General features: G+C 60.2%; 30 protein-coding genes and 2 pseudogenes. 14 read left to right on the forward strand and 18 right to left on the reverse strand.

The window, feature by feature from the left end:
- Positions 1-111: 111 nt before the first annotated feature.
- The 6 genes from X750_RS140330 to X750_RS140305 all read right to left on the reverse strand — a co-directional run bounded on the left by X750_RS140330 (position 112) and on the right by X750_RS140305 (position 7,136).
- Complete coding sequence (locus tag X750_RS140330) at positions 112-1,077, reverse strand: ABC transporter permease (RefSeq protein ID WP_023682464.1); 966 nt, start codon at positions 1,075-1,077, stop codon at positions 112-114.
- A gap of 3 nt (positions 1,078-1,080) precedes the next feature.
- Positions 1,081-2,028 carry an ABC transporter permease gene (locus tag X750_RS140325; protein WP_245262660.1) on the reverse strand — a complete coding sequence of 316 codons (948 nt, stop codon included), beginning with the start codon at positions 2,026-2,028 and terminating at the stop codon, positions 1,081-1,083.
- 53 nt (positions 2,029-2,081) lie between these two features.
- Positions 2,082-3,626, reverse strand: coding sequence for a sugar ABC transporter ATP-binding protein (locus X750_RS140320; RefSeq protein WP_023748425.1), 1,545 nt, complete (start codon positions 3,624-3,626; stop codon positions 2,082-2,084).
- A 60-nt stretch (positions 3,627-3,686) separates the two neighbouring features.
- Positions 3,687-4,667: an ABC transporter substrate-binding protein gene (locus X750_RS140315; RefSeq protein WP_023672664.1), complete on the reverse strand. Its 981-nt coding sequence runs from the start codon at positions 4,665-4,667 to the stop codon at positions 3,687-3,689.
- 103 nt (positions 4,668-4,770) lie between these two features.
- Positions 4,771-6,390: a GMC family oxidoreductase gene (locus X750_RS140310; RefSeq protein ID WP_023748426.1), complete on the reverse strand. Its 1,620-nt coding sequence runs from the start codon at positions 6,388-6,390 to the stop codon at positions 4,771-4,773.
- Positions 6,387-7,136, reverse strand: coding sequence for an FCD domain-containing protein (locus X750_RS140305; protein ID WP_023748427.1), 750 nt, complete (start codon positions 7,134-7,136; stop codon positions 6,387-6,389). The genes X750_RS140310 and X750_RS140305 overlap by 4 nt, the downstream gene beginning before the upstream one ends.
- A gap of 250 nt (positions 7,137-7,386) precedes the next feature.
- Here X750_RS140305 and X750_RS140300 point away from each other — a divergent pair, with 250 nt between their 5' ends.
- Entirely contained in the window at positions 7,387-8,418 is a 1,032-nt protein-coding gene (locus X750_RS140300; protein WP_280805604.1) for a mandelate racemase/muconate lactonizing enzyme family protein, read from the forward strand.
- 1,353 nt (positions 8,419-9,771) lie between these two features.
- Here the strand turns inward: X750_RS140300 and X750_RS140285 are convergent.
- The 8 genes and pseudogenes from X750_RS140285 to X750_RS140265 all read right to left on the reverse strand — a co-directional run bounded on the left by X750_RS140285 (position 9,772) and on the right by X750_RS140265 (position 15,218).
- A complete protein-coding gene (locus tag X750_RS140285) occupies positions 9,772-10,509 on the reverse strand; it encodes an SDR family oxidoreductase (protein ID WP_245271906.1) in 738 nt (245 codons plus the stop codon).
- A 70-nt stretch (positions 10,510-10,579) separates the two neighbouring features.
- The gene (locus X750_RS140280; protein WP_031243423.1) at positions 10,580-11,077 is read right to left on the reverse strand and encodes a 2,4'-dihydroxyacetophenone dioxygenase family protein; all 498 of its coding nucleotides are present in this window, start codon (positions 11,075-11,077) and stop codon (positions 10,580-10,582) included.
- Positions 11,078-11,280: 203 nt separating this feature from the next.
- Complete coding sequence (locus X750_RS140275) at positions 11,281-12,048, reverse strand: NADH dehydrogenase ubiquinone Fe-S protein 4 (protein WP_031243425.1); 768 nt, start codon at positions 12,046-12,048, stop codon at positions 11,281-11,283.
- A gap of 70 nt (positions 12,049-12,118) precedes the next feature.
- Positions 12,119-12,626: pseudogene (locus tag X750_RS1000000165030) on the reverse strand (Hsp20/alpha crystallin family protein).
- Positions 12,627-12,699: 73 nt separating this feature from the next.
- On the reverse strand, positions 12,700-13,173 hold the full coding sequence (locus tag X750_RS140270) for an Hsp20 family protein (protein ID WP_031243428.1): 474 nt from the start codon (positions 13,171-13,173) through the stop codon (positions 12,700-12,702).
- A 262-nt stretch (positions 13,174-13,435) separates the two neighbouring features.
- A pseudogene (locus tag X750_RS1000000167130) lies at positions 13,436-13,641 on the reverse strand (hypothetical protein); the annotation flags it as partial.
- A 972-nt stretch (positions 13,642-14,613) separates the two neighbouring features.
- Positions 14,614-14,817 (reverse strand): hypothetical protein, encoded by a 204-nt coding sequence (locus tag X750_RS06040; protein WP_023706890.1) that lies wholly within the window; start codon positions 14,815-14,817, stop codon positions 14,614-14,616.
- Between the two features lie 59 nt (positions 14,818-14,876).
- Positions 14,877-15,218: a hypothetical protein gene (locus tag X750_RS140265; protein ID WP_023706891.1), complete on the reverse strand. Its 342-nt coding sequence runs from the start codon at positions 15,216-15,218 to the stop codon at positions 14,877-14,879.
- 86 nt (positions 15,219-15,304) lie between these two features.
- Between X750_RS140265 and X750_RS140260 the strand changes: the two genes are divergently transcribed.
- The 4 genes from X750_RS140260 to X750_RS1000000165045 all read left to right on the forward strand — a co-directional run bounded on the left by X750_RS140260 (position 15,305) and on the right by X750_RS1000000165045 (position 19,238).
- The gene (locus tag X750_RS140260; protein WP_023748436.1) at positions 15,305-15,502 is read left to right on the forward strand and encodes a hypothetical protein; all 198 of its coding nucleotides are present in this window, start codon (positions 15,305-15,307) and stop codon (positions 15,500-15,502) included.
- A gap of 76 nt (positions 15,503-15,578) precedes the next feature.
- Entirely contained in the window at positions 15,579-16,277 is a 699-nt protein-coding gene (locus X750_RS140255) for a hypothetical protein (protein ID WP_156932442.1), read from the forward strand.
- A gap of 629 nt (positions 16,278-16,906) precedes the next feature.
- Entirely contained in the window at positions 16,907-17,650 is a 744-nt protein-coding gene (locus tag X750_RS140245; protein WP_023748438.1) for a hypothetical protein, read from the forward strand.
- A gap of 1,453 nt (positions 17,651-19,103) precedes the next feature.
- Positions 19,104-19,238 carry a DUF768 domain-containing protein gene (locus X750_RS1000000165045; RefSeq protein ID WP_023680989.1) on the forward strand — a complete coding sequence of 45 codons (135 nt, stop codon included), beginning with the start codon at positions 19,104-19,106 and terminating at the stop codon, positions 19,236-19,238.
- Between the two features lie 189 nt (positions 19,239-19,427).
- On the opposite strand, the gene X750_RS1000000166025 is transcribed toward X750_RS1000000165045, so the two are convergent.
- Positions 19,428-19,613 (reverse strand): hypothetical protein, encoded by a 186-nt coding sequence (locus tag X750_RS1000000166025; RefSeq protein ID WP_023748440.1) that lies wholly within the window; start codon positions 19,611-19,613, stop codon positions 19,428-19,430.
- A 286-nt stretch (positions 19,614-19,899) separates the two neighbouring features.
- Between X750_RS1000000166025 and X750_RS140235 the strand changes: the two genes are divergently transcribed.
- Complete coding sequence (locus tag X750_RS140235) at positions 19,900-20,139, forward strand: hypothetical protein (protein WP_023706903.1); 240 nt, start codon at positions 19,900-19,902, stop codon at positions 20,137-20,139.
- A gap of 701 nt (positions 20,140-20,840) precedes the next feature.
- Here the strand turns inward: X750_RS140235 and X750_RS140230 are convergent.
- Together X750_RS140230 and X750_RS1000000163850 are read right to left on the reverse strand one after the other, a co-directional pair.
- Complete coding sequence (locus tag X750_RS140230; protein ID WP_023748441.1) at positions 20,841-21,056, reverse strand: DUF1127 domain-containing protein; 216 nt, start codon at positions 21,054-21,056, stop codon at positions 20,841-20,843.
- 546 nt (positions 21,057-21,602) lie between these two features.
- On the reverse strand, positions 21,603-21,800 hold the full coding sequence (locus tag X750_RS1000000163850) for a hypothetical protein (RefSeq protein ID WP_023748442.1): 198 nt from the start codon (positions 21,798-21,800) through the stop codon (positions 21,603-21,605).
- 35 nt (positions 21,801-21,835) lie between these two features.
- On the opposite strand from X750_RS1000000163850, the gene X750_RS01000000163310 reads away from it, so the two are divergent.
- From X750_RS01000000163310 to X750_RS140210, 8 genes are all read left to right on the forward strand, one after another.
- Positions 21,836-22,663, forward strand: coding sequence for a type II and III secretion system protein family protein (locus tag X750_RS01000000163310; RefSeq protein WP_023706907.1), 828 nt, complete (start codon positions 21,836-21,838; stop codon positions 22,661-22,663).
- A gap of 186 nt (positions 22,664-22,849) precedes the next feature.
- Positions 22,850-23,131 carry a hypothetical protein gene (locus X750_RS140225; protein ID WP_023706909.1) on the forward strand — a complete coding sequence of 94 codons (282 nt, stop codon included), beginning with the start codon at positions 22,850-22,852 and terminating at the stop codon, positions 23,129-23,131.
- 72 nt (positions 23,132-23,203) lie between these two features.
- A complete protein-coding gene (locus X750_RS140220; protein ID WP_023706910.1) occupies positions 23,204-23,827 on the forward strand; it encodes a pilus assembly protein TadG-related protein in 624 nt (207 codons plus the stop codon).
- 57 nt (positions 23,828-23,884) lie between these two features.
- The gene (locus X750_RS1000000166030) at positions 23,885-24,376 is read left to right on the forward strand and encodes a hypothetical protein (RefSeq protein ID WP_156932443.1); all 492 of its coding nucleotides are present in this window, start codon (positions 23,885-23,887) and stop codon (positions 24,374-24,376) included.
- A gap of 71 nt (positions 24,377-24,447) precedes the next feature.
- Positions 24,448-24,654: a hypothetical protein gene (locus tag X750_RS1000000166035; RefSeq protein ID WP_156932444.1), complete on the forward strand. Its 207-nt coding sequence runs from the start codon at positions 24,448-24,450 to the stop codon at positions 24,652-24,654.
- Between the two features lie 5 nt (positions 24,655-24,659).
- On the forward strand, positions 24,660-24,902 hold the full coding sequence (locus X750_RS1000000163855) for a TadE/TadG family type IV pilus assembly protein (RefSeq protein ID WP_023748446.1): 243 nt from the start codon (positions 24,660-24,662) through the stop codon (positions 24,900-24,902).
- Positions 24,903-25,195: 293 nt separating this feature from the next.
- Entirely contained in the window at positions 25,196-25,699 is a 504-nt protein-coding gene (locus X750_RS140215) for a TadE/TadG family type IV pilus assembly protein (RefSeq protein ID WP_023706913.1), read from the forward strand.
- Between the two features lie 7 nt (positions 25,700-25,706).
- Positions 25,707-26,141 (forward strand): AIPR family protein, encoded by a 435-nt coding sequence (locus tag X750_RS140210; RefSeq protein WP_023706914.1) that lies wholly within the window; start codon positions 25,707-25,709, stop codon positions 26,139-26,141.
- Positions 26,142-26,218: 77 nt separating this feature from the next.
- Here X750_RS140210 and X750_RS140205 read toward each other — a convergent pair whose 3' ends face one another.
- Positions 26,219-26,437 (reverse strand): conjugal transfer protein TraD, encoded by a 219-nt coding sequence (locus X750_RS140205; RefSeq protein ID WP_245271266.1) that lies wholly within the window; start codon positions 26,435-26,437, stop codon positions 26,219-26,221.
- Positions 26,438-26,691: the final 254 nt, after the last annotated feature.

The following is a 26,691-nucleotide window of genomic DNA, read 5'->3' on the forward strand; positions in this document are numbered from 1 at the left end:
GGTGCACCGGGGAAGCATCGCCGCAGAAAGTCTGCGGGATGCGCTCATCGGCCGGGTGCGCAACGCGCACTGATTCTGCAGCGCCATCGTGCTCGAAGGCGCTCGCCATCCTCAGGCAGTTTCGCGCCTTGCCGTAAGCCGTGCCTGGAGAAGGACGACGACGAGCAAAAACAGCCCGCGGATCACCGACTGCCAGTAGGCTGACAGCGAAATCCAGCCCATGCCGTTTTCGAAGTTCAGGACGTTGAAAAGGATGCCGAGCAACAGCACGCCGGCCAGCGTGGTCAACACCGAGCCAGAGCCGCCGGTCAGCAGCGTCCCGCCCACGACGACCGCTGCGATGGCAAACAGTTCCCAGCCGACGCCCTCGATCGGCTGGCCTGCGCCGAACTGAGAAGCGAGGACGACGCCGGCGAGCCCGGCCAGGCACCCGCTTGCGACATAGACGAGAAATTTGACGCCGTCCGTGCGCAGCCCCATCAGCCGCGAGGCATCCTCGCCGCCGCCGATGGCCAGCACCGTCCGTCCCGTGCTGGTGTAGTTCAGGACCACTGAGCCGACGGCATAGGCAACCAGGGCGATGACTGCCGGAATCGGGAAAATCCAGAAATTCCCTTGGCCGATGGCGGTGAAACCCGAATCGTAAGACACCGAAACGGTCTGGTTGCCGGCCAGAAGCAGCGCCGAGCCGCTTGCGGCCAGCATGGTGGCAAGCGTGGCGATGAAAGGCATCAGGTTGCCGCGCGTAACCAGGAGCGCGTTGATCAGCCCGGCTGCCAGGCCGGCGCCAACGCCCGCTGCAAGGCCTGCCACGATGCCGTGCGGGCTCGCCAGGGCTGACGCGACGCTGCCCAAGGCGGCGACGGAGCCGACGGACAGGTCTATGCCGCCGGTCATGATCACGAAGCACATGCCGAGCGCGACGAGCGCGAACATCGAGTTGTAGCGCAGAACGCTCATCACGTTGAAGAGGCCGAGGAAGCGGTCGTAGCGCAGGAATCCGAACAGGACGAGGGCTGCAAGCGCGATGACGACACCGTAAGTGCCGATGATGCGAACCAGTCTGGCGCTGTTCATGGATTACACCCGGTGTTGCTGCTGCAGCCAGACGGCGAATGCGATGATGCCGGCCTTGACGACGAGCGCAGCGGCGTCGGGTACGCCATTGGCGAGCAGCGTGTAGCGCACCAACTGGATGGTCAGTGCGCCCAGCAGGGTGCCGATGATTGTGGCCTTTCCGCCACTCAACAGCGTGCCGCCCACCGCGACCGCCGCGATGGCGTCGAGTTCCATGCCCAGCCCCACGAGATTGGCGTCGCTGGAGGAGTTGATCGCAATGACGACGAGACCGGCTAGCCCCGCGCACAGGCCGCTGATCGCATAGACAGCGAGCTTGATCCTCGATACGGCGATGCCGGCGAGTTCAGAGGCCTTTTCATTGCCGCCGACCGCCAGGATGCTTCGCCCGAACACCGTGCGGTGAAGGGCCCAAGCGGCCGCCGCAACCAGCACGGCCATGATGATGACCTGCGCGGGAATGCCGAGCGGGCGGGCAAGTCCGATCCACTGGAATTGCGGCACGCGGAAGGTCTGCAGATTGCCGTTGGTCATGACCTGCGCGATCCCGCGCCCGGCGATGAACAGCACGAGCGTTGCGACGATCGGTTGGATGCGGAAACGCGAGACCAACCAGCCGTTGAACAGCCCGAACAGGCCGGCGACGAGGATCGAGGCAATCATCGCGACGGCTACCGCCAGATAGATGTTTCCGACCGGGAAGATCGTGCCCATGAAGATCATCGGCGCCAATGCGCCGGAGATCGCCATCAGCGAACCAACCGACAGGTCGATGCCGCCGGTGGCGATCACCAGGGTCATCCCCACCGCGACGATCACAATTGTGCAGACCTGGGTTAGGTTGACGTTGAGTGTCTGCAGCGTCGCGAAATTGCGCGTATAGGCAAGGTTGAAGACCACCAGCAGCACAAGCGCGATCACCGTGCCGTAGCGCGCCAGGAAACCGAACACATCAAAGCGGCGGTTTCCAGCGTCGTTGGCTGCGGATGGTGTGGCCAGATCGCTCACGCTGCCTCCTTCGCCGCGCCGCCATGCGCCATCGCCGCGAGCACGTCCTCCTCGTTGGCTGCCTGGCCTTCCAGTTCGGCCACCCTCACTCCTTCGCGCAGCACGAATATGCGGTCGGCTCCTTCCATCACTTCCTCGAGTTCCGAGGAGATCATCAGCACGCCGAGCCCGTCATCGGCAAGCTTGCGGATGAGGCGCTGGATCTCGGCCTTGGCCCCGACATCGATGCCGCGCGTCGGCTCATCGAGAATGAGCAGCTTCGGGTTCATCGCCATCCAGCGGGCAAGCAGCACCTTTTGCTGGTTTCCGCCCGACAGCTCGCGGACCTTCTGGTTGGGCCCCGAGCATTTGATGTCGAGTTCACGAATGAAGCGCTCGACGATCTCCTTCTGCCGGGCCTCGTTCAGGATGCCATTGCGGCTGATTTTCGGCAGCAGTGCCAGTGTTATGTTCTCCGCGACGGTCATTTCCGGCACGATGCCCTCGGCCTTGCGGTCCTCGGTGCAGAAGCCCATCCCCGCGGCGATGGCATCGGCGGCACGTGCGGGATGGTAGGACGCGCCCTCCATCGTCATCTCGCCTGCGCTCCGGCGGTCGGCGCCGAATACGAGGCGGGCTGTTTCGGTGCGGCCGGCGCCGAGCAAGCCGGCAAAGCCGGCGATCTCGCCGCGGCGCAGGTCGAAGCTCACGTCACGCACCAACTGGCCGGCTGCCAGCCTTTGCGCGGTAAACAGCACATCACCGATCCTCGACCGATCGCGTTCGCCGAACGCGGTCGCGTGGCCTTCGACGGCTGCGACGTCGCGGCCGAGCATGGCCGCGACCAGCTCCAGCTTGCCGATGTCGCTCATCGCCGCGCTTCGCACCGTGCGGCCGTCACGCATGATCGTGACCCGGTCGCAGACCTCGTACAACTCGTCGAGCTTGTGGCTGACGAACAGAACGGAGACGCCGTCGGCCTTGAGCTGACGGATAACGCTGAACAAGACCGAGACTTCACGCTCGTCCAGCGAGGAGGTCGGCTCATCCATGATCACGAGGCGGGCGGAAAAGCCGATGGCGCGGGCGATCGCCACCATCTGCTGCGTGGCGGTGTTGAAATCGCTGAGCGGGCGGCGCACGTCGATGCCGATCGAGAAGCGGCTGAGCAGGCGCTCGGCTTCCGCATGCATCGCGCTCCAGTCGAGCAGGCCGCGGCGGCGCTTCTCGCGTCCAAGGCAGATGTTCTCGGTCACCGAGCGCAGCGGTACGAGATTGATCTCCTGGTAGATGGTGCTGATGCCGCTGACCTGCGCCTGATGCGGAGACCCAACTTCGAACGGCTTCCGTTCGAACAGCACCTGCCCCGCATCCCGGCGGTAATAGCCGGTGAGCACCTTGATAAGTGTCGATTTGCCCGCACCGTTCTGGCCGATGAGTGCGTGGATCTCGCCCGGAAGAACCTGGAGCGAGGCATCGGCCAGGGCAGGGATGCCGGCAAAACGCTTCTGGATGTCACGCATGTCCAGGAGCAGCGCGGCTTGGTCCGGCTGAGCGGTCATCGTCAAACTCCCAAACCCTACCCGCCGAAGCGGGTAGGGCAACTGGAAAGAAAGTGGATATCAGAACGCAATATCGAAGTCTTTCTTCGCGTTCGTGGCGTCGAAGAAGGCATCCTCGTTCTTGATGAACGGCGGGATCTTCTTGCCGGCCGCATAGTCGGCCATCGTAGCGAAGGCCTTCGGCCCGAACAGCGGGCTGCAAGCGCAGATAGCGCCGATCTTGCCGTCAATGATTGCCTGGACGCCTTCCTTCTCGCCGTCGATCGACAAGATCAGCACATCCTTGCCCGGGGTCTTGCCGGCTGCTTCCAAAGCGGCGATGGCGCCCAGCGCCATCTCATCATTATGCGCGTAGATGATATCCGCATCAGGGTGCGCCTGAAGCAGCGTCTCGGCGACCTGCCGGCCCTTGTCACGAGCGAAGTCGCCGGACTGCGATGCCAGGATGGTGAACTGCGAGTGCTTGGCGATGAAATCGTCGAAGCCTTTCTTGCGGTCGGTAGCGGCCGAGGCTCCGGTCGTGCCTTCCAGCTCGATGATTTTCGACTTGCCATTGGCGTTCTTGACCAGCCATTCGCCGACGCGGGTCGCCTCCTCGATGAAATCCGAACCGATGAAGCAGACATAATCCTCGCCCGGCTTGGCCATGGTGTGATCAACGTCGCGGTCGACCAGAAACACCGGTATGCCGGCATCGCGCGCGGCAAGAATGACCGGCACCAGGGGCTTGTCTTCGCGGGGCGGCAGGAAGATTGCGTCGACGCCCTGCGCGATCATCGAGTTCACGTCGGAGGCCTGCTTGGCCGACGAACCGGCGGCATCCGTGTAGACCAGCTGATGGCCGAGCTTGGCGGCTTCGTCCTGCATGCTCTTGGTCTCGGCAAGGCGCCACGGATTGTTGCTTTCCGTCTGGGCGAAACCGACCTTGTACTTGTCCTTCTTGGCGAGTGGCGGGAGCGCCGCGAAGGCGCGTGAGCCGAGTGTCAGCGCGACCGCGCCGGCGGCGGAGCCAACCAGTAGTTTTCGACGGGTAATGATCATGCTCTTTCCTCCTTTATTGTCGCTTTCAGCGACTGTGTAATTTCCTCACGATATCGGCCCAGACGGCTTCGGCGATGACGCCGTCGGCAAGCTGGATCCGGCGCTATGCCGCCTCCAAAATAAAGTCGGCGCAGCGGTCGCCCAGCATCATGGCGGGCGCCGCCGTATTGCCGGCATTGATGTTGGGGCAGGCCGACATGTCGGCAACCCGCAGATTGTCTATTCCGCGCACGCGCAGCGCCGCGTCCAGCACCGCCATCCGGTCGCTGTCCGAGCCCATCCGGCATGTCCCAGCCGGATGGTAGTTGGTCTTCACAAAGCGCTTGCAATGCTTTGTCATGGCTTCGTCGCTGAGATCATCCTGGCTTGGCACGGCAATGGCCTTGACCCGATCGGCGAGCGGCTTGGTCTGAAAAACCTGCAGGAAATAACGCTGGCCGGAGATCATTTCCCGCATGTCGTCGGGATGTTTAAGGAGGTTCGGCGAAACGATCGGCATGTCCTTCGGATCCGCCGAACGCAGCCTCACGAAACCGCGCGACTTTGGCTTCACCACCACTGTCGTCACGGTAAGCCCATAGGTGTTCTCGACCAAGGTCAGGATATCGCGGTCCAGATAGACGTGCGGTACGCAGAAGGCCTGGATCGTCGGTTCGCCCTCCGGATCGGCCGGATTGACGAAGGCTCCGGCCTCCACCCCCGCTGACAGGATCGTGCCGGCGCCGAAGAGCTTGAAATGCAGGCCGTTCTTGATCATCCGCCAGCCTTGGCCCTGCCTGAAATAGCCGTATGGGCCGTTTGCGGTGGCGATGATCGGCACCTCTGGATGGTCGATCAGGTTTTCGCCGACCCCGGGCAGGTCGGCGACGCAGGAAATGCCGTGCCCGGCAAGCGCCTCGGCGGGGCCGATGCCGGACAGCATGAGCAGTTTCGGCGAGACGAGGGCACCGGACGAGACGATCACGTCGGCATCCGCATGGACGGTATGCTCGGCGCCCGACGCATCCGAATAGACGACGCCGGTGACCCGACCGTTCTCGATCAGCAGCCGGCTGACTGTGCAATTGAGTTTCAGCGTCAGCTTGGGATCATTCGTCAGCGGCTCGATGAAGGCATAGGCGGCGCTGCTTCGCTTTCCCCGCCGGTTCATGAACTGGTAGAAGCCGACCCCGCGCTGCGACGGTCCGTTGAAGTCATGGTTGTACGGCAATCCAAGGCCTTGGACGGCCTGGACGAACCAACGGGAAACATCATCGATGTGGCCTGGATCCGAGACCAGCAGCGGACCTTCGCTGCCATGCAGTTCGCCGCCGAGGCGGTTGTTTCCCTCCATGCCGGTGAAATGCGGCAGCACCGCCTGCCAGTTCCAGCGCACGCCGGCATTGTTGCCGCGCAGCAGTTCGTCCCACTCCTCATAATCGGCCGAGCGGCCTCGCATGTAGACCTGGGCGTTGACCGAGGTGCCGCCGCCCAGCACGTTGCCTTGCGAGATTTCATGGACGCGGCCGTCGAGATGGGCCTGCGGCTCGGTGCGGTGATAGCGCATGAATTTCGAGCCGTTGATCATCTTGAAGATGCCGGGCGGCATGTCGAGCAAGGGATGATGATGGGAATGGCCGGCCTCCAGCAGCAGGGTTCGCCGTCCCGCTTTGACAAGCCTTGCCGCCGCGACGCAGCCGGCTGCTCCGCCGCCCACCACGATATGGTCGTAGGACTGCGTCATGCTTCCGGCGCCTCACGGCTTTCGAATGTACCGCGGACATACTCCCAGGCCGCCGAGAGGTGGTTGAGCAGCGCCCGCTCGGCGCCGTCAGGATCTCGCTCAATGATGGCCGTGCAGATTTCACGATGGCTGAGGAAATTCACGCGGTTGCGCTCGGGCGACCGTGGCATGCGCATCCAATGCGGCGACAGCCATGCGGTAAATGCCTTGTGCACGACAGGCAGCACCGGGTTGCGCGCGATGTCATAGAGCGCTGCGTGGAACGCCACGTCCGTCGCATAGAATTTCTCGGAATCCGGGATGGCCGCCTCGTTCATCGCCAGCGCCGCCCTCAGGGCTGCGATGTCATCCTTGCGGGCATGGATGGCGGCGTTGCGCGCCAGCGACGCCTCGAGGAAGACGCGCATGTCGTAGAGGTTCTTCACGCCCGCCTGGTCGCTCAGCAGATGTCCTACAATGCCGTCGAGGGCGCCGAGCGCAGCATCCAGGCCAGGCCGACGCGCCACGGGCCGGAACCGCGGACGCGCTTCCACCAGGCCGCGGCTGGCCAGGCGCGCAATCGCCTCACGCACAACGCCCCGGCCGACACCATACTCGATCATCAGTTCGCGCTCGGCCGGCAGGTAGCTGCCGTCGCCAAGCCTTCCGGACGTGATGTCGGCCTCTATGCCGGCCACCATCGCGTCGGCCGCGCGGGCGGCGAGAATAGCCGCGGGCATCTCAGGACGCTCTTCCGTATCCAGCAAGCCTTTTCCTCCCAGATGGTCCTGTTATTAGAAGGTAAATCGGACCAAAGCACAAGCGGATTGATGCTTTTGTAGGACCAAAAATGACGGATTGGCTTCAGAACCGCTGAAAGATCAGCCACATTGTTGCCAGTCAGCGCTGCCGGTGCAATTATGGTCCGATGAAAAAACGTGAATGGAGCGCAGCATGAGCCGCACCGAAATCAAGGAAGTCGAGACCCGGCTGTTTCGGGTCCCACTGCGTGAGGTGATGACCGATGCCAAGCACGGCGCGCACACGCATTTCGAGCTGGTCACCGTCACGCTGAGGCTTGCCGACGGCACCGAGGGCACAGGCTACACCTACACCGGCGGCAGGGGCGGCTATGCAATCAAGGCAATGATCGATCACGACCTCGCGCCGTTCCTCAAGGCACGCGACGCAACGCAAATCGACACGATCTACGACGGCATGCTCTGGCACATCCACTATGTCGGGCGCGGCGGCATCGCTTCTTTCGCGATCTCGGCGATCGACATCGCATTATGGGACCTCAAGGGCCGGCGTAGCGGCCTGCCGCTTTGGCAGATGGCGGGCGGGGCCGGGAAGAGCGCCAAGGCCTATCGCGGCGGCATCGACCTAAACTTCACCCTCGATCAGCTTTTGGCTAGCATCGATTCCTATCTCAATGCCGGCTTCACCGGGGTGAAGATCAAGGTCGGCAAGGACGACCTTGCCGAGGATGTGGCCCGGGTGAAGGCAGTTCGCGAGCGCATCGGCCCTCATGTCACCTTTATGGTTGACGCCAACTACGCGCTGGACGTCCCGCGAGCGATCGAGGCAGCGAGAGCATTCGCCGCCTACGATCTGCTGTGGTTCGAGGAGCCCATCATACCCGACGACTATGAGGGTTACGCCAGCATTGCCAAGGCGACCGGAATGCCCCTGGCAATGGGAGAAAACCTGCATGTCATCGAGGAGTTCGAGCATGCCTTCGCTTGGTCGAATCTCAGCTACATCCAACCCGACGCCTCCAACTGCGGCGGGGTCACGGGCTGGCTGCGCGTGGCAGCGCTCTCACGCAAGGCTGGCATTCCGGTCTGCAGTCACGGGATGCAGGAACTTCATGTCAGCCTCGTTGCAGGTCAGACAAATGCCGGCTGGGTGGAGGCGCATAGTTTTGATGTTGACCATTATACCACTGAGCCGCTGAGGCTTCAGGATGGTTTGGCGATAGCACCCGACGAGCCTGGAGTGGGCGTTGTCTTCGACTGGCGGAAATTGGCGGATTTTCGCCAATAGCGCCTTGCATGGAACATGGTGCCTGTCGCTGCCGTTTAGAAATCTTGGAGGCGGCCGCATGCATTTTGTCCAGATCCTGCTTCCTCGTTCCGGCAACGCGGAGAGCGCTTCGCCGAGGAAGACTTCGACCGTCTGAAGAACGAACTCGCCGCCGCCGCAGCCAGCGGGCATACCACTTATCGGATGCCACACTTACATTTGTAATTGCAGCGACGCTTCACCGGCTTTAACTCACGCGATCATAGCAGCGACACGACAAATGCAGGCGGCCGCCCGAACACCGGCAGAAGCTGCAAGCATTGGGTGCGCCTGCAGGGAGGCGGCGATGGTTGCAACGGGTACGGACACTGCGCATGCGGTTATGGAGGACTTCATTCTATCACGGCACCGCTCACCGGTCCGCGAAGTTGGATTTTACGAGGCTATGAGTCAAACCCGACAAGCGATCGCCACATCGCGCGAGGTGCTGAGGCGCTTTCGCGAACGTCAGGGCGACGACACTCCTCGAGCAAAGAATACAGACCGTGGTCCTGTCGCCGTGTCAGCCTTCGATGCCGACATCATACGCGCTGCATGCCGAGATCTGATCGCGGAGATGAACGTGCCCGAGTGTCAATGGCGCGAGCTGGCGCGAAGTCTGGTGCGCGAATTCGTGGCCTGCGAGCAGACCGAAGCCGGTTTGGTGGATTGGATCGTCCGCCGGCCAGCGATGACGAAGACGGACGAGGCCGGCCGACCGGAGCCAACTGGCGAGGCGGCGAATGAGCCAGGAGTCAGTCGACCGCAATCAACGCGAGCAAACAGGTCTCCCGGCGACTTGTTGCGCGGAACTGCGGTGGTCCGAGGATCGGAAACTTTGGCGAGCGGCTTGGACACATCTGATCCTCCTCGTTTTTAGGCGTCCGGCCCCGTGTTCGCATTCGGAGACGAATGCGTCCAGCCGACTGTCCAAGGCAGGGCGACGGCCATGTCGCGTTGCTCCCGGCCTTCGCTCACAAAGGAGCCCAAGCCGGATGCTAACCAGGCTGCATTAGGCCAATGGGAACAATTTGCGCGGGCCGAGCTTGGGCTAGCGTGGTACAGAGGTGCAAGTATGCAAGATAATTTTGACCGAGCTTCATCCGTCGCGGAGGTTGCGGAATCATTCGTGAGATCCCGGAGGCCGTTCTCTGTCGTATCGACCCGGGATGCGGTCACGATTGTCAGGAAACAGGCAGCTTTTTGCGAGCATACGGATGGCGAGCTTGCGGAGTTGGTGGCGGCAATTGCGGTCAGGCATGGTCGGTTGGTCGCCTTCGATCTTGATCTCGACGACACAGGGTTGGAGATCGGTCGCGCAGCATAGCCAACGCCTCACGCAATGAGATAGCCACCGTCAACCGGCAGAATTGCCCCAGTGATGAAGCCCGCGAGCGGCGAACACAAGAACAAGGCGGGGCCGGTCAGGTCGCCCGGCGTACCCCAGCGACCCATCGGAGTGCGTTTCATCAATTCCGCGTTGCGAGCTGGATCGGCCCGTGGCGCGGCGGTCATGGCGGTCTCGATCCAGCCAGGCGCCAATGCGTTTACGCGAATGCCATCCCCGGCATAGGCGATGGCGAGCGACTTGGTAAGTTGCACGATGGCGCCCTTGGATGCGGCGTAAGCCGGCGCATGAGCTGCGCCGAAAAACGCGAACATCGAGGCGATGTTGACGATGGCGCCCCCGTTCGAGAGTGCCCCTCGGAACGCGCTCGCACTCCGCATGGAGCCGGTGAGATTGATATCGACCACCGTTTCGAAACCCTGGACAGTGAATTCGGCGGCGCGCAGGTTTACCCCTGCGCAATTTACGAGCGCTGCAACGGATGTGAACTGACTGGAATATCCTTCGACCGCAGTCATGTCCCGGACGTCGAGTACTGAATACGAGACGGCGGTGCCGTATGCACGAGCGGCCGCCACCTCGGCGGCCGTGGCCCCCGTCGCGTGGACGATTGCCCCGGCCCGGGCGAACGCCATGGCGATGCCGTTTCCGATGCCTGTCGTGCCTCCGGTAATGAAGACGATCTTGCTCGCGAAGAAGGGCATGGCCCATATGGAATCGGTCACCAAAATCTCCTCGTTTCGCCTCTGTGGCGGAGCGCGAACTCATCGCAGCGGAAGACAAACGGGCGGATGCCTACCGCACGAATTGATCGACGAAATCGTCACCGAGACCCACGCTCGCATAGTGGTTTCTGCACATGTCGATCTTGGTGAAAACGTCCTCGAAACCAATCTGCTTGTTGTCCTTGTCCAGGTAAACCATGCAGCCGGAGATGTTGAAGAAGGTGATCATCTCGGGCACGTCGCTTGGAACCGTGAGCGTGTGGATTTCACCGGGCGGCTCGAAAACGTAAGATCCCGTCTCTGCCACCCAGTCGTGTTCAAGATAGTGCCAACGCCCCTTGATCACATAGCCATGCACGGGGGCCGGATGCAGATGACGGCTTAATATCCCGGCCCGGCGTACGCGGAGCAGATTGCACCACTGGCCTTGCATTGTGTTGAGCATAAGTGGTCGGAACCACACGCCCTTAGCCTGTGGGACCCAGACACGCTCGTCTTCGGGGACGGCAGCGATCGCGATCTCTTTCGGTGCCAGGGGATGGGCGGAGCCGTTGAACGATTGATACATAGGAACCTCTGTCGCCAATTCATTGGAGTCCATATCAGCGCGATCCTAACAACTGGGCCGAGTTCTGCCGAGGCGCAATCGGGCGCCCACGCATTGGGAAAGTTGTCGGCGCGCGCCCGTCCGCTGCCGCGACCGCAAGCGGGAAGGGTTTCGGGATGGTCCGTTGGGCGTCGAAGACGATAAGTGGGTTCCTTCTTGCCTTATCATGCGGCTATCCGGGAGTGCACCGGGCTGGTCCTGGTCTGGAAGCCCCGGTTTCGGACTTCCAAGGCCAGCAAGGCGAGTTCGACCTCGTCCAATCGCGACGGGCGTGCATTTTCCGGCATGCCTTCGGCGGTGGCCAGGTCGATCAGATACTCGTTCCAGGCCCAGTTCTTGAGCACGGCGCGTTTCTCGTCGGGTGCGAGCACCGGGTCGTCCACGACCTCCATCGGAGAGGCGTAGAATGTATCGGGCTCCGAAAGCGCCGTCTGTATGTGCGCTGCCTGTGCACCGGCGCCATAGCCGTGACTTGCCTGGAGCCAAGCCAACTGCAGCCGCTGCCAAACCAGGTCGGAAAAGGCCTGTTTCTCCTCCGATACATGCTGTCTCCTGATCTTGGCCGGGGAAGCAGGAGGTGCCGCCTGCACCACGTAATTGAGCCCTTGACGCTCGGCATAACGGATCGCCGCTTCCAGCGTCGGAAAGTTCAGTTCAACCTGGGTCAGGGTGTCCCCGCCACCGGTATAGCCCATCAGCGGCTCGATGAACGGGGCTGTGCGGCGTTCGAAGACCAATCGCCAGTCCCTGTGGGGCTTTGCCGAGGTCATGGCCGAGCGGCAGGGCTGGTAGATCCGCGCCACTGCGCCCTCCGGAAACACTGACCGTCCCATTGACAAAGCCGGCCCGTCTAGACGAGGCCGATTGTCATTGTCCGGCCGGACGGACGTCTTGGTTAGGTTTCTGTTGTCGCTGCTTTGAACTGTCTCCATTGCCTGTCCTTCCCGTTATGAAGGGTCGCACGGGCAGCGGCCGTAAGGGCCGCCACCCATACTGCATCCGTCAGTTCTTCCCGTTGATTGCGATCCGCTTAGCCTTCGCCTGCGCCCGCTCGGTCTTGGGCAACGTCACGGTCAGCACCCCGTTCTTGAAGGCGGCGTTGACCTTGTCTTCTTCAACCTCGTAGCCGAGCGGAATGAGGCGCTCGAAGCGACCGTAGAAGCGCTCGGAGAACTGCCGGTCCTTGTCCTCGGTCTCGGAACGCTTCTCGCCTTTAAGCTTGAGCGCCCCATTTTCCAGCAGGACTTCTATGTCGCTCTCGTCCAGGCCAGGTATTTCCGCCGTGACGCGGACTTCCTTGTCCGTGTCGGAGATTTCGACACTCGGCCAACTGGCGGCGAAAGAGGGACCAAAGGCCGGCAGTCTGGCGCCAAAGCTGCGGAAGGCGTCATCGAAGCCGGTTTACCTCCCGGTGGAGGGAGACGAAGGGGTCTCGATCTCCATCAGGGAAGAGACTGGGCGCCGAGTTTCCGTTGCCCCGGCCCCATGGGATCAAGTCACGTACGCTCATTGTCTTTCTCCTTTCGTAGGTCTCTGAGCCGGGCGGGCCGCCCGGCTCAAGCGAAAGCCTCATGGTGGATTGCTCAGGCGGCCAGCTTGTCGGTCTCGACCTTGGGCGCCTCGATCTTCGGCATGGGAGCCCCGCTGGAGATTTCGATCTTGCGCGGTTTCATCTCCTCGGGAACCTCGCGCTTGAGATCGATGCTCAGCAGCCCGTTCTCTAGGCTGGCGCCCCCGACTTTGACATGATCGGCCAGTTCGAACCGACGCTCGAAAGCGCGCCCGTTGATGCCGCGGTAGAGATACTGGCCGTTCTCATCGCCGGATTGCGACCCGCTCACAACCAGCATGTTGGGCTGGTAGGTGACGGTCAACTGGTCCTGCGGGAAACCGGCGACCGCCATCGTGATGCGATACTGATCATCATCAACCTTGGCGACGTAGGGCGGCCAGTTGTCGAACGAGGCCACACGGCTCGCACTTTCAAGCATGTCGACCATGCGGTCGAAGCCGATGCTGGACCGGTATAGAGGGGTAAAATCGAGGTTTGTCTTCATAGCCACATCCTCCTTTGAGCAACATGGACAACAGAAGGCGCCCAAGAGCCTTGCCGCCTCCTGGTGTTGCCGGCCCCATTGGGCGGCCGGCGACCATCAATTTAGAATCGCGACTTGCACCTTCAAGAGCAAGAATAGGAAAATTTTCATCGGCAATCTGGGCGAACGCACCAATGCCACCCCTTCCGCCGGCGGGGTCACTCGCCGACGGGTCCATGGTGCAAGAACAACTACGTCGCCCTTCACCCGCTCGCGGCAGCATGCGAAGCGCTGGCACGGATTCTACGGCGCAGGCATCCGATGCCCATGGCGAAAGAATGGCGCGCTTCTCCTGATCGTCCAGGGCAACATCGGCCAAAACGTCGTGGGGATGTTTGAAATGCCGCGCCGGATGCAGCAAGCGGTCCAGAAAACGTCGGGGGCCACGGGTTCAATCGATGCAAAATAGGTCGAAATGGGTCCTTCCATGGATGGTCCTCCGCTTCAGACAATCTCATGCGAGTTTGGCGGCTCTCGCCAGCGGCTGTCGCGATCACGACCAGGCAGATCATCCAGGAACGACGCTCAACGACTTTCCCTAGGTGATGTCGATACCGAGACTCATCGTCCGGCACCCTGGGCGGCTCGATCACGACCGAAGCGAACGAGCCGTTCGCGATCGAGGGTGGCGATGCTGCACTTCCCCAGATGTTCGGAGCATAGCGAGGGCTGCGGCCTTGGAGCGGCGAGGGGACTTGCCTACATCGCACATGTCGTCGATATGGAGGTCGATGAGTTCGCCGAAGGCTTCAGGCGCGCTAACAGGGCTTTGTCGGCGTCTCACTGCGATCGACTTGGTGTCGGTGCCCCGGCGCCGCGCATCCTCGCGTTGCAGGAAGGTCTCGCTGACGCAGCGTGTGCGGCAGGTTCTAAGGTTCTGATGTTAAACAGATGCTGAAAAATCAAATCAAATGTTTATGAGGGTTCGTGTGCAAATACTGCACACGCAAGTTCCGCTTCTCTTCTTTTTTCGTTCCTACGAGGGAGCTGCCGAAAGGCCTTTTCGGACCCTCTTTTGCCGACGATACTATCCGCTCCAATGCGAATGCTCACCAGGATGTCCGTGAACCTGATTGTTGTCTGCGGCGTCCAGTTTGCTGGGGTTCCTGGAAGCTTTTCGAACTTTCTGCGTCGCGGGTCAGCCCGAATTGCGCTTGCTTATGGACTCGTTAAGCCTGTGGTCGGGAGGCTCGGACCGCACCGGCCCACGATATCGCGTCGGCGGCGCCGCACCTATTAGAGCGCTTATGGCTGGCTGCTGCTCAACAGGGCGAACGTCTACGACGCCCGCCTTCCGCATGAGCCAGGCAGGACACAGTTCCTTCAGTACCGATTTGAGATAGTCGACCATGCAAAGGCAACGCGCGTTGCCGCCTGCCGGTTCCGCCGCCGACTTGGCGCTCACATACCGAGCGTTTGAGTGCTTCCGACAGGTCGAGCCGCCTCAGCGAACAACTCAGCCGCTGCTTGCACCTTATCGGCAGCCTCTTCGACCCGATCGAAGCGCGTCAACACACGACATTGGAGCATCGACAACCGCGCCGCATGGTAAAGCTCGCTGCGCTTGTGACCGTCCAAGTCCAAGGATTGAAACAGCATCGTCATGGCGAAACCCCTCCCTCCGGTGCCCGGCTCTCGTCGAAGGCCGGGCGGTTAGACTGCGATCAATAGTCGGTGTCATAATCGCTGTTGTCGTCCTGCTGAATGACGACGTGACGGCGGTGATGCATCGGACGGTTGATCGATCCGGTGACCACAAAGTCGCTGGACCGGTGATGATGCCGGCGCCAGGCGCGCTCGCCATTGTCGTAAAACGCCTGCTCGCCATGATGGCGGCGATGGAGACGGTGTCCGTTCCGATAGATGACCACACGGTCGTTATTGTTGTCGTCCCAATAATGGCGGTGGTGATGTCGCTGGGTCTGGACGACGATGCCTTCTTCTGCGGACGCGACCGCAGGCGCAGCCAAGCAAAGCGCCAATGCGCCAAGGATGATGGTCTTCATTTCGAGTTCTCCAAAAACCTAAAACGCCCTTCGGTAAGGAAACTTTGCTCAACGACTTTGGTTCCGGCATCGGTCGAGACGTGCCCATGAGCACCGTGCGCAAACTCGCAGCGATCAGACGCCAACTCGCGCAAATGGCGGCGCTCGTCGCTGAGATCGAAACGGAGTTCGAGGATCGGAGTTCTGGAGATTGGGTCGAGACGGCGGTTGCCGCCGAGGCTCTCGGCCAGAAGATCGGAAAGGTTTCGGCCGGCGCGTCGGCGGCAGATGGAAAGCCGAGGTAGCGGCTATGCGGGAATATTTTCGGCAAACGTGACATACGCGACGGGACGCATCGCGTTTGCGATGGACATAATGGCAATGAACATCGCTGCCAAGACATCTTGCTCTTCGAAAATGGCCAGCGCGGCTTACTTCAGATCAGCACTGAAGCTCCCGAGACCGACCTCGGAATTCGTCGCGGCGGAAAATGCCTACCGCAAAGAGTCCGGCGCTCGGCGGGGTCTGAGCGGCAGGCTCGAAGCACTGAAGATCGAAGCAAACATCGACAACCCTTCCACGGCGAAGATTCCGACGCCCGGCACCGATTCCTTCAAGGACCAGACCGGCGGCGGCCGGCACTTCGAGAAGATTGGGGTCACCAGTGCGCAGCCGGCCTTTACAACTGCAGGTCCAATCAGCCGGACATGCGCCGATTTCAACGGCATCACCAGCCAACTGATAGGCGCGAGCATCTCCAATTTCGTGGGGCTGTCGTCCGGCTTTGTGATCTGTTCGGGCTACATCGATGCCATCAACACTAACAACATTGGCGCAGGCAACGCCGCTAACAATGACATCCTGTGGGTGACGACGCTGGTTACAAATGGCACTTCTATCCCGGGGCCCATTGGCCAAGGATCGAATTTCGTGTCGTACCCTTGGCAGGTTCCCAGTACTGCCATTTCGACCGGCGTGCCTGTGGTGACGACATGGCGCCACGAAGGCGGGAGCCTCTATTCTCAGTCAATGGCGGCATCGAGGCGTCCGTGGCGTCGGGTAATACCATCAACGATTTGACGACGCGCAAGATGTGCCTCGGCAAATCGGTTGGCGGCTATCTCTACCGCAAGATTTTTGAGGTTGCAACGTTCTCGACGGTACCGAGCGCACCCGAGAGGGACACCGTCATGCCGATTTCATGGCCCACATCGGTGCAGTCTGATGGTTGCGGCAACCTTCTGGCCATGATGTGCAACCAATCGCGATGCGCTAGTTTATGAGTTTGAAGCCTGCGACTAGACCCACGCTGCGTTCAATCTGGGCAGTGTACAGCCCTTTGTTCGCCACGTTGTCCCAGATGTAGAACACGGCGACAGCGGCAAGGATCAACAGAAATATTCGCATGATCTGCGCCTCGGTAACGTGGTTTGCCCACGGCGCCTTAGGCGAGTTGAAGGTTTCGGCCCGAGCCCGCGCGCATCCTCAACACCAGCAGGCGCGTCGCTGCGAATGGCGTCAAAACAATAAGCGCCAGCGTGGTATTGACTAAGAGCGACAGCAAACAGATCGAGCTTTGGGCGTAGCAAACGGATTCCATGACGTTCCCATCGTTACTGGTGGCCTCCGTGCGGCAAGAATGATCCTGGTTCACGAGAAATACATGCAGTTGCTAATACGTTGATATTTCCCCTAGGGTTGGGGCAACGATGCGAAATCGACGCCGGTCAGTTGTTTGGATAGCGATTGCCCTTGTCCTGGCGGCGTTGGCGATCACGGCGGCGATCATTGGCTTTCAGAATTTACAGCGCTCGTCACCGATCATGGTCTCGGCTGTCTCGGCCTTTAATAGTGGGGGGCTCGTCCCTGGCCCCACGGTTAAGGCGCCCTCGAAAAACCTTGGTGCTGTTGCTACCGGTAGGGATATCTGGCTCGAAGTCTCATGGAAGTTTTTCGGGGAGTTGCGGACGCTAGATACCGTAACTGTCGGCGACCTTCGGGCAAGGCGCCTGGTGCGCAGTCATGATGTGCCCTCAAGCGCCAATTCCGAGATCTGGTTCATATCAGCCGGCAGCGGCGACATATTGGAAAACACAACGTCGACCGACATCGGGTTCACTTTTGATGGCGGCAACCCGTCTGTCACGGCGCAGATTTACAGAGTGGTTGGAGCTTCCGAGATACCTGCCGCGACAGCTGCAGAAAGCGGCGACAGGATTACCATCACCATTCCAGCCGATGGCATCGCTTTTATCTCGCTCATCGCTTCCGGCACCACCTCCGGGTCCATGAGCAATGTCACCGAAGATTTTAGTGCCCTTTGTGGAAAGGATTTCCTTGGCATCCATGCATCAACAAGTTCGACCTCCGCTGAATCAGAGACTGCTACGTTTTCGGGAAACTCAACGGCAGATTTTGCTGCTGTCGCACTTCAGTCGGCCGCAGCGAGATAGCTAACCAGCCAGCGCCATTCCAAAGCAAACGCCTAGGCCGACAGCGAGGCCAAGGAACAGCTTGGCGGCAAGATCGAGGGCGAAGGCGCGGACTGGGCGCCACACGTCTGAGCGGGGCTCTCTGAGGGCGTTGGCGATATCATCGAACACCGTTTCCATGGAATGATTCTAAATCGNCACGTCTGAGCGGGGCTCTCTGAGGGCGTTGGCGATATCATCGAACACCGTTTCCATGGAATGATTCTAAATCGGAACTCCGGGAATGTGAATCCTCAGTTTGTTCCACTGTCGCCCCATTGGGCAACCTGCACGGTTCGCCCGAAACCGTGCAGGCAGCAAAGGTGGCTTAACGCACCACTCTGAAGCCAGTCGACTCCAGCGACGCTAGTGCCGTCTCTGCAAAGGTCGCGCAATTGTCCAAAGGATCATTGTTTTCATAGAGCGTTGGCTTGATAGGCTGCTGCTATGCCTTCAAAAATGGCGGTTAGAACTTGGTCGCGGCCTCTGGCGGCGTCAGCGGCCGGTTCAACAGTCATCTTTGGTGTTTCTGGGTGTTTGCCTTCCATGAGGAACTCGAGGAGCGCCGACACCAGGCACTCGGTGCTGTCCCTGTCCAGGGTCCCGCGAGACTCGGCCGGGCTCGCATCACCTCGCCGGTCGGTGCGAGCCCACAATCGCGGCCATCTGGTCCGTGCTTGAGCTTGGGCTTCATCAGAATGAAGGGCGACATGGTTCATCCGAATGTAGAAATTTGCGTTGGGGGGAGGTGAGAATGAGGCGACCAGGAAATGTGTTGGCTGGGAGAACGCCGAGGTGCAGTGCGGTCCGCGAAAGCGATCAATGAGGTTGAATGCACAGAACGTGCCGCCAAGACAGCCAGGTTGAAATCGCTACGCTTGGCTCAGATCTTGCCAGAGGCCGACCCGCACTTTTCGTTCAACGAGGAGCTCGACTGCTCGGTACTTGTCGCGGTGCTGGCTCGGGAACCGCATAATTATCCAAAGCGGCCCGAATCCCATTCTTTCCGGCGGCTGCCCCTGCGACGAGGCCTTTGATCTCCTCAAGCAGCGCCGTTAGGCTTTGTCAACAATCGGCTTTTTTCGCCGTGGCGACCCCACATGGCTCTCAACAACGCGCACGTGCTCGGCGTCGACAGTCACCAGTGGCCGCAGGCTGACGGTTACCTTGTCGCCGTCGATGCGCGTGACCGGGCCGACTAATTCCATATCTGGCCGATCACGGCCTTCGAAGTCGAATCGACAACCGCATGCGGGAAGTCATAGGAGGGAATCGTCACGCTTATGCGATCGGGTGTCACCCGGCCGCAGGCGGGTGCAGTGTCAAGGATGAGAGGTTGCTAACAAATGAGCGTCCGTGGCCTGAGGTTTCTCGATAAGTGGGTAGCCAAACAACTGCCCATTGTGGCGCGGGGAGACCCATCTCGGTTGGCGACTTGAAAGACCAGTTGATGACAGCTGCCGAGAAGGCCGGCATTCCTGCCGACGAGATCAACGGCGAGCTTGAAAGCGTCTTCGAATTGATTATCGAAGTGAATCGTCGTGGCGCCGAAAGGGTGGACTTAGCCTGAAGGCTTCCCCGACGTGCCAGTCATGTCCTACATGCCGGACTGCCTGACAAGGGGCTCGCTTACCTAACCGGCCAGCGCCACGCCAATGCCATCTCAGAGCAAATGTAGATCGAAACCGCGAATCCGTGAATCCCCGGTTTGTTCTGGTCATGGCTTCTGCGCCGGTCCGGTCACACAGCGCTGGTGCGTTCACCCCTCCGGCTGGGTAGGGTCCGGTTCTTGGTGCCGCTCTCGTTGTTTTTCGAGGAACAGCTTGGCGAGTTCGCCCCACTCAGGATGATCCGTGGCTTTATGCTCTTCTACGAACTCGACGAAAGCCTTGCGCAAAGCGTCAAGGTCGAAAACCCCAAGATGCTCGCCCATACCGTCGTCCATGCCCACGCCTCTCGAGGGTATTAGCTTGTCCTCTCGTTTGAGCCTTCAAGAGGGATTCCCTGAGTTTCGGCTTGGGATCGCCTACATGGTTAATTGCGTGATCGCTAATATGATCACATGCGGGGGGCTGGATCTTCCCGCGCGGTGGCCGGTGCGGCCCCCACACCCAAAGACTGCAGCGGCCATTTCTGTGGATGGGTAGCGCTAGCCGATGCGACATCATGCTGCAGCGATATTTTAGAATCAGCTAATTGCGCAATCGCTAAATTAATGAAATGCGTGAGGAATGTATTTTCCACAGTTTCTGGTCGGCATGTCTGCCACTGCGATCATTGTGGCGATCTGGACCTACATCGAAGCCGGTTCAATTTGGACCGCGCTCGGCTGTGCGGTCCTTGCGCTGATCGTTCTGCAAGTCGGGTACGCCGGGCTGGTCGTTTGCTTGATATACTGGCGATCATCGGAAGCGGCTGACTCAACTAGTCGAATTTCGGTCGCGGCTCAAGAGAACGTCGACGGCATCTGATAGCCCGCGACCGTCTCGGCACGGTCACAACCTCTTTCTCACTGGCCTTTGCAAGCCGAACGCCGCCCTTCCGAACCTTTGCCGTCACAACAACTGCCTCGCCTTTGTTCTGTTCGGCAGAGCGAACCGCGAACCATTCGGCGATGTCGCGGTCTATAAACAGATACCCCACGCTGCCCCAGCGGCAATCAAGCCGCGAGCCCAAGGGGGGCAATCTCAATGTTGAAGAATATCGCCGCTTCGGCGGATGGCGAAGCTTTGCCTACAAACGTGGTCTCAATGCCGTGGCCCTGGGGCAGCAGTTTTGCCTCGCAGTGCCGCCAGCAAGTGGGCCTACAACGTGTTTGCGGTGACAGACACCTACCCCGAGCTTCGGGCTGAAAGCCTTATCATTGATCCAGACGCGGAACTGGAGGACGGGTGCGTTGTGGTCGCTATGTTTGGAGGCGGTCATCGCAACCCATGAGCTGGCGCAACAATCACGGGCGAGGCTATGGGGGTCGCTTTGCCGCCAAGGGAAGTCTGCACGAGACGTTCCTTCTCGATTCCCTGGTGTGCGGACGAGGGCCATCTTCTTGCATTCGCATCCTCGGCCGGGTGTTCGGCTACCGGCGCTTCCCGCGCTACAGAACCTGGAACGATCCAGTTTAATTCTCGAATAATTTGGCTCGCTGCCTCACGGTGGCGGGCTTTTTTGTTGCTCAGCCCCAACGTCTCGACGCCGGGCTGCGGAACGCAAACGTCGTGATGTCGTCACGGGAAATCCCGATGTCGCTGAGCATGTCGTCTGGTGACGCGCTCAACTCGTCCGTTGCCTTCAACAGCGCCTTCTGCTCGGCTCGATGACGGACCCAATCGGCAAGGGGACCAACTGCGACAAGAGGAAGATTCACAAGCATAGGAAGGTTCACAAGCATCGTACCACTCCCTTTACCGCTGCAGGAAACTGCACGTAGCCTACGCCGACACGTCGATGCGTCTGTGACAAACCTCACAGATCGATCCGAACGGGCAAAAACTGCCCGGATGCCTGACGGTGGCGGGCTTTTCATATATTAGCAATGCATAAAATTCGAGAAGGTTCATGGCATGGTTGTTAGCAAACTCGGTGCTATCGTGCGACGCAGGGCTCGGTGGATGGTGTGCTGGAATGCGCGGGGCTGGATGGATCAGGGGTCTGATGGAAGCTGACGCTCGCGATCTGCGGAGCGAGATCAGTCGGCTCCAAATAGACTTGATCGCTGCCGCCAACTCTCAGGGTAAATCCAGGCTGCATGACGTCGCGCACACACTGCGATGCCAGAAGGCGCGGCTGGAACGTCTGGAGGAGTGCCTCGCTTCAATGACGTCGAATGTCCGGCCAGAGGCATCCGCAACCCCGCCCCATCAAGGCCGGCCGTAAAAGGCAGCTCATCATTTCCGAAAGAGAACCCGCTGCCTCACGGTGGCGGGCTTTTTATTGCTCAGCCCCTACGTCTCGACGCCGGGCTGCGGAACGCAAACGTCGTGATGTCGTCACGGGAAATCCCGATGTCGCCGAGCACGTCGTCTGGTGACTGGCTCAACCCGTCCGTTGCCTTCAACAGCGCCTTCTGCTCGGCTCGATGACCCACCCAATCGGCAAGGGGAGCAACGGCGACAAGAGGAAGATTCACAAGCATAGGAAGGTCCCGACGCCATCATCAATTCCGTCATTGTGGATGATAGCCAGCAGGTCAATCTCGAGGTCCGCGTGCTGGAAGCCAAGCGCAATGCTGGCCGCGACCTCGGTGTGTCGATCAAGAGCACAAATCGCAGCGGCACGACCCGTACAGGCACGCGCGTTGCTGCCGTCGACGAAGATGATGTGGTGCTGGGGCCCGGCAGCCTGATCACCGGCCTGCTGTCGAACACCAATCCCTTCGCGGCGCTGATCACCCGCGTCATCGACAGCAACATCAAGGTCGACCTGATCATTGAAGCGCTTGAGGCCAAGGGGGTCGTGCGCACGCTGGCAGAACCCAATCTCACCACTCTGTCCGGTGAGCCAGCCAGCTTCAACGCCGGCGGCGAAGTGCCTATCCGTGTCGTGGGCAATGATGGCCAGATAACCATCACGTACAAGCAATTTGGCGTAAATCTGCTGTTCACGCCAGTCGTACTCGACGACGGCAAGATCCATATGAAGCTGGCGCCGGAAGTGAGCGACCTCACCGGTTTCACCACCGCCGGCGACCCGATCTTCACCAACCGCAAGCTGGAAACCGTCGTCGAACTCCGCGACGGCCAGAGCTTCGCGGTCGGCGGGCTCCTGTCCAGCAAGACCACCAAGCTGCAGAACCAGGTGCCGTGGCTGGGCCAGGTGCCGGTCATCGGTGCGCTGTTCCGCAATTCGAGCAACCAGAAGGAAGAGACCGAACTGGTGGTTATCGTCACGCCGCACATCGTCCGGCCGGTGAGCCTGGCGAGCAGCTGGCGACCCCGTTCGACAAGACACGGCCGGCCAATGACCCGGAGTTCTTCATCCTTGGTCAGCTCGAGGTGAACAAGGACATGATCCGAAAATATGAAACGGGCGACGGCGTCACCGGCCCCTATGGCCACATGCTGGACTTCAAATCGAAGGACAAGATGCTCTATGTCAAGAAATAGCGCCTTGATCCTCNCCCCTATGGCCACATGCTGGACTTCAAATCGAAGGACAAGATGCTCTATGTCAAGAAATAGCGCCTTGATCCTCTTTCTGTGCGCCGGCGCCCTATCGGGCTGCGCTGCGGACTATCTGAACCACTACGACACGGTCACCCTGGCCGCCGGCGACACGCAAAAATTCAATTCGCTGGCGCAGACGGTGGATCCGTTCAATCCGAACGCGAAGAACACACATATCGAAGGCGACGGCGCCCGGGCAGCCGCTGTTGCACAGGGCTACAAATTTCCATCGCCACCACCGCCACCGCCTGCGATAACGGTCAATGTCGGCGGGTCGGGTGTGACCAACGGAGCGAATTGAACAGAAGGATGCGGTTGCGTTGCGCTGGGTGAGCGAGGGCCCTGGTGCAANAAGGAAGCAGAGAGTAAGGTCATGTTGGGGACCATTAGGGCGTTCTGGAATGATCAACGCGGCATAGCGATGATCCTCGTCGCAATCATGCTGCCTGTGCTCGTTGGCTTCGCGCTTCTGGCGATCGACATGAGCCGGGCCAATAGTCTTCACAACGATATGCAGAAAGGCGCCGATGCATTTGTGCTGGCGGCAGCGGCCGAGCTGGATGGCAATACGGACGCTATTACCAGGGCCAACCGGGCTCGCGACAATCTTCTGAAGACAAATGCCACGAAATTTTCTACCGCTGACTATCACAAGCTGGTTCCCGCCGACCTGACCGTCACCTACCTGTCCGGCATTCCCGCCAGTGACAGCATCGGGCTCAACGCCGCCGGCGTGGACGAAAACGGCGTTAACTGGAGCACCACAGATCCGAAGGCGGCGAGATTCGCTGAGGTAACCGTCAACTCCATCGCGTTTGCTACAATCTTCCCGGCGAGTTTTGTCGGAAGCAATGACACCATGAACCGGCAGACGCAGGCGGTGGCACGGTTTAACAACGCCCTGTGTCAATTCACACCGATGTTCATTTGCAATCCCTATACGTCTATCGGCGCTCTCCAGACAGCCGTGTCGGGAACCACTAAGCCGATGATTTGACTGAAGGAGCAGACCGGCGGCTCCAGCGCACAATATGGTCCCGGCAACTATGGGTTCTTGTCATCGCCGCAGGGCGACAAATCGACGGCCACGCTTACTGAAATGTTCGCGGTGACCAGCCCGCCTGCCTGCTATAGTCAGAACGGCGTAAAAACCCGCCCGGGCAACATTCCTCCAGTAAATGCCGGAATCAACACCCGTTTCGACATTTACGACAATGGCGGGCCATATAAGACCGATCCCACACCTAACCCGCCGGCGCCCAATGTCCGCAAAGGCATGGTTGTGAAGAATGCGGGCAAGTCAAACTGCAGCTATGATGCGCCCAACAGCGGGCAGGCGAACAATTATAAGGCGCTTCCCCGGGACAATTGCTTTACGTCGGGCAGTTGTTCGCAGGCAGGCGTGCTGGGCGATGGCAGCTGGGACTTCGCAGGTTACTGGACCGTCAACCATGGGAGCGCCAGCACTGCCGGGGTGATTACCTCGTGCGGCGCAAATCCCAGCGGATACTGTGTCTACAAGTTGAAATTGCCAATCCCGCCCTGAAGAGCGGGCAGGAGGCGACTGCCCCTCAGTGCAACACGACGACGCAGGGTGCCGACAGAAGACTGCTTTACGTGGCAATCATCGACTGCGTGGCCAACACAGTCCAAGGTGGTGGGCAGACTTTGCCAGTGCAGGCTTTTGCCAACGTGTTCGTAACCGAGCCGGCGGGCGGTGTGCCCAACGCCGACATTTACGGCGAGACCGAGGACATCAGCACGGTCGTCGGTCAGAATACGCTGAAGAAGCTTCAGCGCAATGAAGCCCAGCTCTACCGGTAGAGCAGATGATCAGGCTTAGGCAAATCACCCGGCGTTTCAGAGGCGACGAGAACGGCGCTGCACTGGTCGAGGTGGCGCTCATCGTACCCTTAATGCTGCTTTTGTCGGCGGGTGTGTTCGAATTGTCCAACATCCTGAACACGCGCCTTCTGCTCGAGGCTGGTGTAGAGGACGGCGCGCGTTACGTGGCCCCCTGTAACGACAGCAACTGGGCCAATGCGTTACCCTGGGAACGAACCTGGCTGTAAATGGCACTGTGACCGGCAGCATCGCGAGGGTAAAAGGCTGGACCAATGGACAGGTCACGGTCACCAAGAGTTTCGCTGACGCGGTCGATGTCTCCACTGGCACCGAACTATACCTCAGCAGCACCAGCACACTGGATGTCGTAGAGGTCAGCACTTCATTCCCATACAGCGATCTAGGGCTTTGGAGCTATCTGGGCTTCCGGGCTCTCACAATAACCGTGTCGCATCAGGAGCGAGTCTTCGGATGGTGACGGCTAAGACAAAATTCGGCGCGGATCAGTCCGCGCGCTACAATGGTTGAAATGGCCGTTGCCATGCCGTTGCTGCTGACGCTGCTGCTCGGCTTTGTCGACTTTGGCTATCTCTTGTACCAATGGAACGCGGGCAACAAGGCCGTACAGATGGGCGCCATACTGGCGCAGGTTTCGACGCCGGTCGCGAGTGGGATAGGGTGCGAAAATCGTAAAGTCCCCCTTCATTGGTACCTAGTCAAGCTCTCGACCAGCACCGTCTTTAGCTCTTCCCCGATGCCTGTCCGGCGGCGATGCGGATCGCATTGGCCGGGCGATCGAAGAGCGATCCATGTGGACTTCCGCGAGCTGGGCGCTTTGCTCAGATGTGTCATCGCCAGCCAGTCGAACAGCGGATACGGCTGCCTTCTCACAATGATGCCGGGCAATCTGCTGGTCGAGATGTACCGGCTACATGGCCCCAGGCTGCTCGAGCGGAACGTCCGCAGTTTCCTTCAGCTCAAGGGCAAGGTGAATCAAGTCATCCGGAAAACGATCCATCGATGAGCCTCAGATGTTCCTCGCGTTCGACAATGGCCTGGCTGTCACGGCGACCGGTCTTCGCATTCTGGATCATGGCGATGGCACGGCAGATCTCCTGGCAGCCGACGACTTCCGGATCGTCAACGGCGGCCAGACGACCGGTTCGATCTTCCGCGCGTGGCGCAAGGACGATGTGGACGCGAGCCGCCTCCAAGTGCCGGTCAAGATTGTCGAGATTCTGGACGATGGTGACATCGAGGAGATCGCGCCGCGCATCTCCCAGTCGGCCAACAATCAGAACAAGGTCGACATGGCCGACTTCTCGTCCAATCATCCCTTCCACCGACGGATGCAGGAGCTTTCGGGTCGATCTGGGCGCCCCCGGCGGGCGGTATGCAACGTCAGTCACGCTGGTTCTAGGAACGTGCGCGCGGTAGCGACGAAAGCTTCCTGCGCAGGCGTTTGACTGCGGCGTCGGCGCTGGCGCACCGGAGAAGTCTGCTGTTCGGGCTTCGTGCCGGCCGCTGCTCGCGCTAACTCTGGCTAAGTTCGCCGTCCCATCCGCTCGTCACGCCGTTCAGCATCGAACGCCTGTCTACCCTTCTCAGTCCATAATCGTTGTGCTTGCTCGCCTTCTGGGCTCTGGACCTTCGCGGTCATCCAGAGCATCGCGCCGTAGTTGGCAGCGCGATCGTAGTTGGTCAGATTAACGATGCCTGCCTTGACGAGGAGGCCGATCGGTAATGCGATGGATTTTTGCACGAACATACACGAACAAACATATTAATTTGTGTTGCAGCCATGTTGCAGGGACAGCAAGGAATGGGCCGAGACATGCCCGGAAAGAAAGGATTTAAGCGACAGAGAGCCGGAAAGTTCGTGCAACATGGAACTACCCCAACCGTAATCGCCAGAAATCGAAATAAGCTCCCGGATGGGTTGGGCCGCCTTGGAGATGGCGCAGACCATCGAATAAGATGGGTCTCGCCACCTACCTTGGACCGCGTCCGCAAATT

Source organism: Mesorhizobium sp. LNJC391B00, assembly GCF_000502535.1.
Classification (GTDB): domain Bacteria; phylum Pseudomonadota; class Alphaproteobacteria; order Rhizobiales; family Rhizobiaceae; genus Mesorhizobium.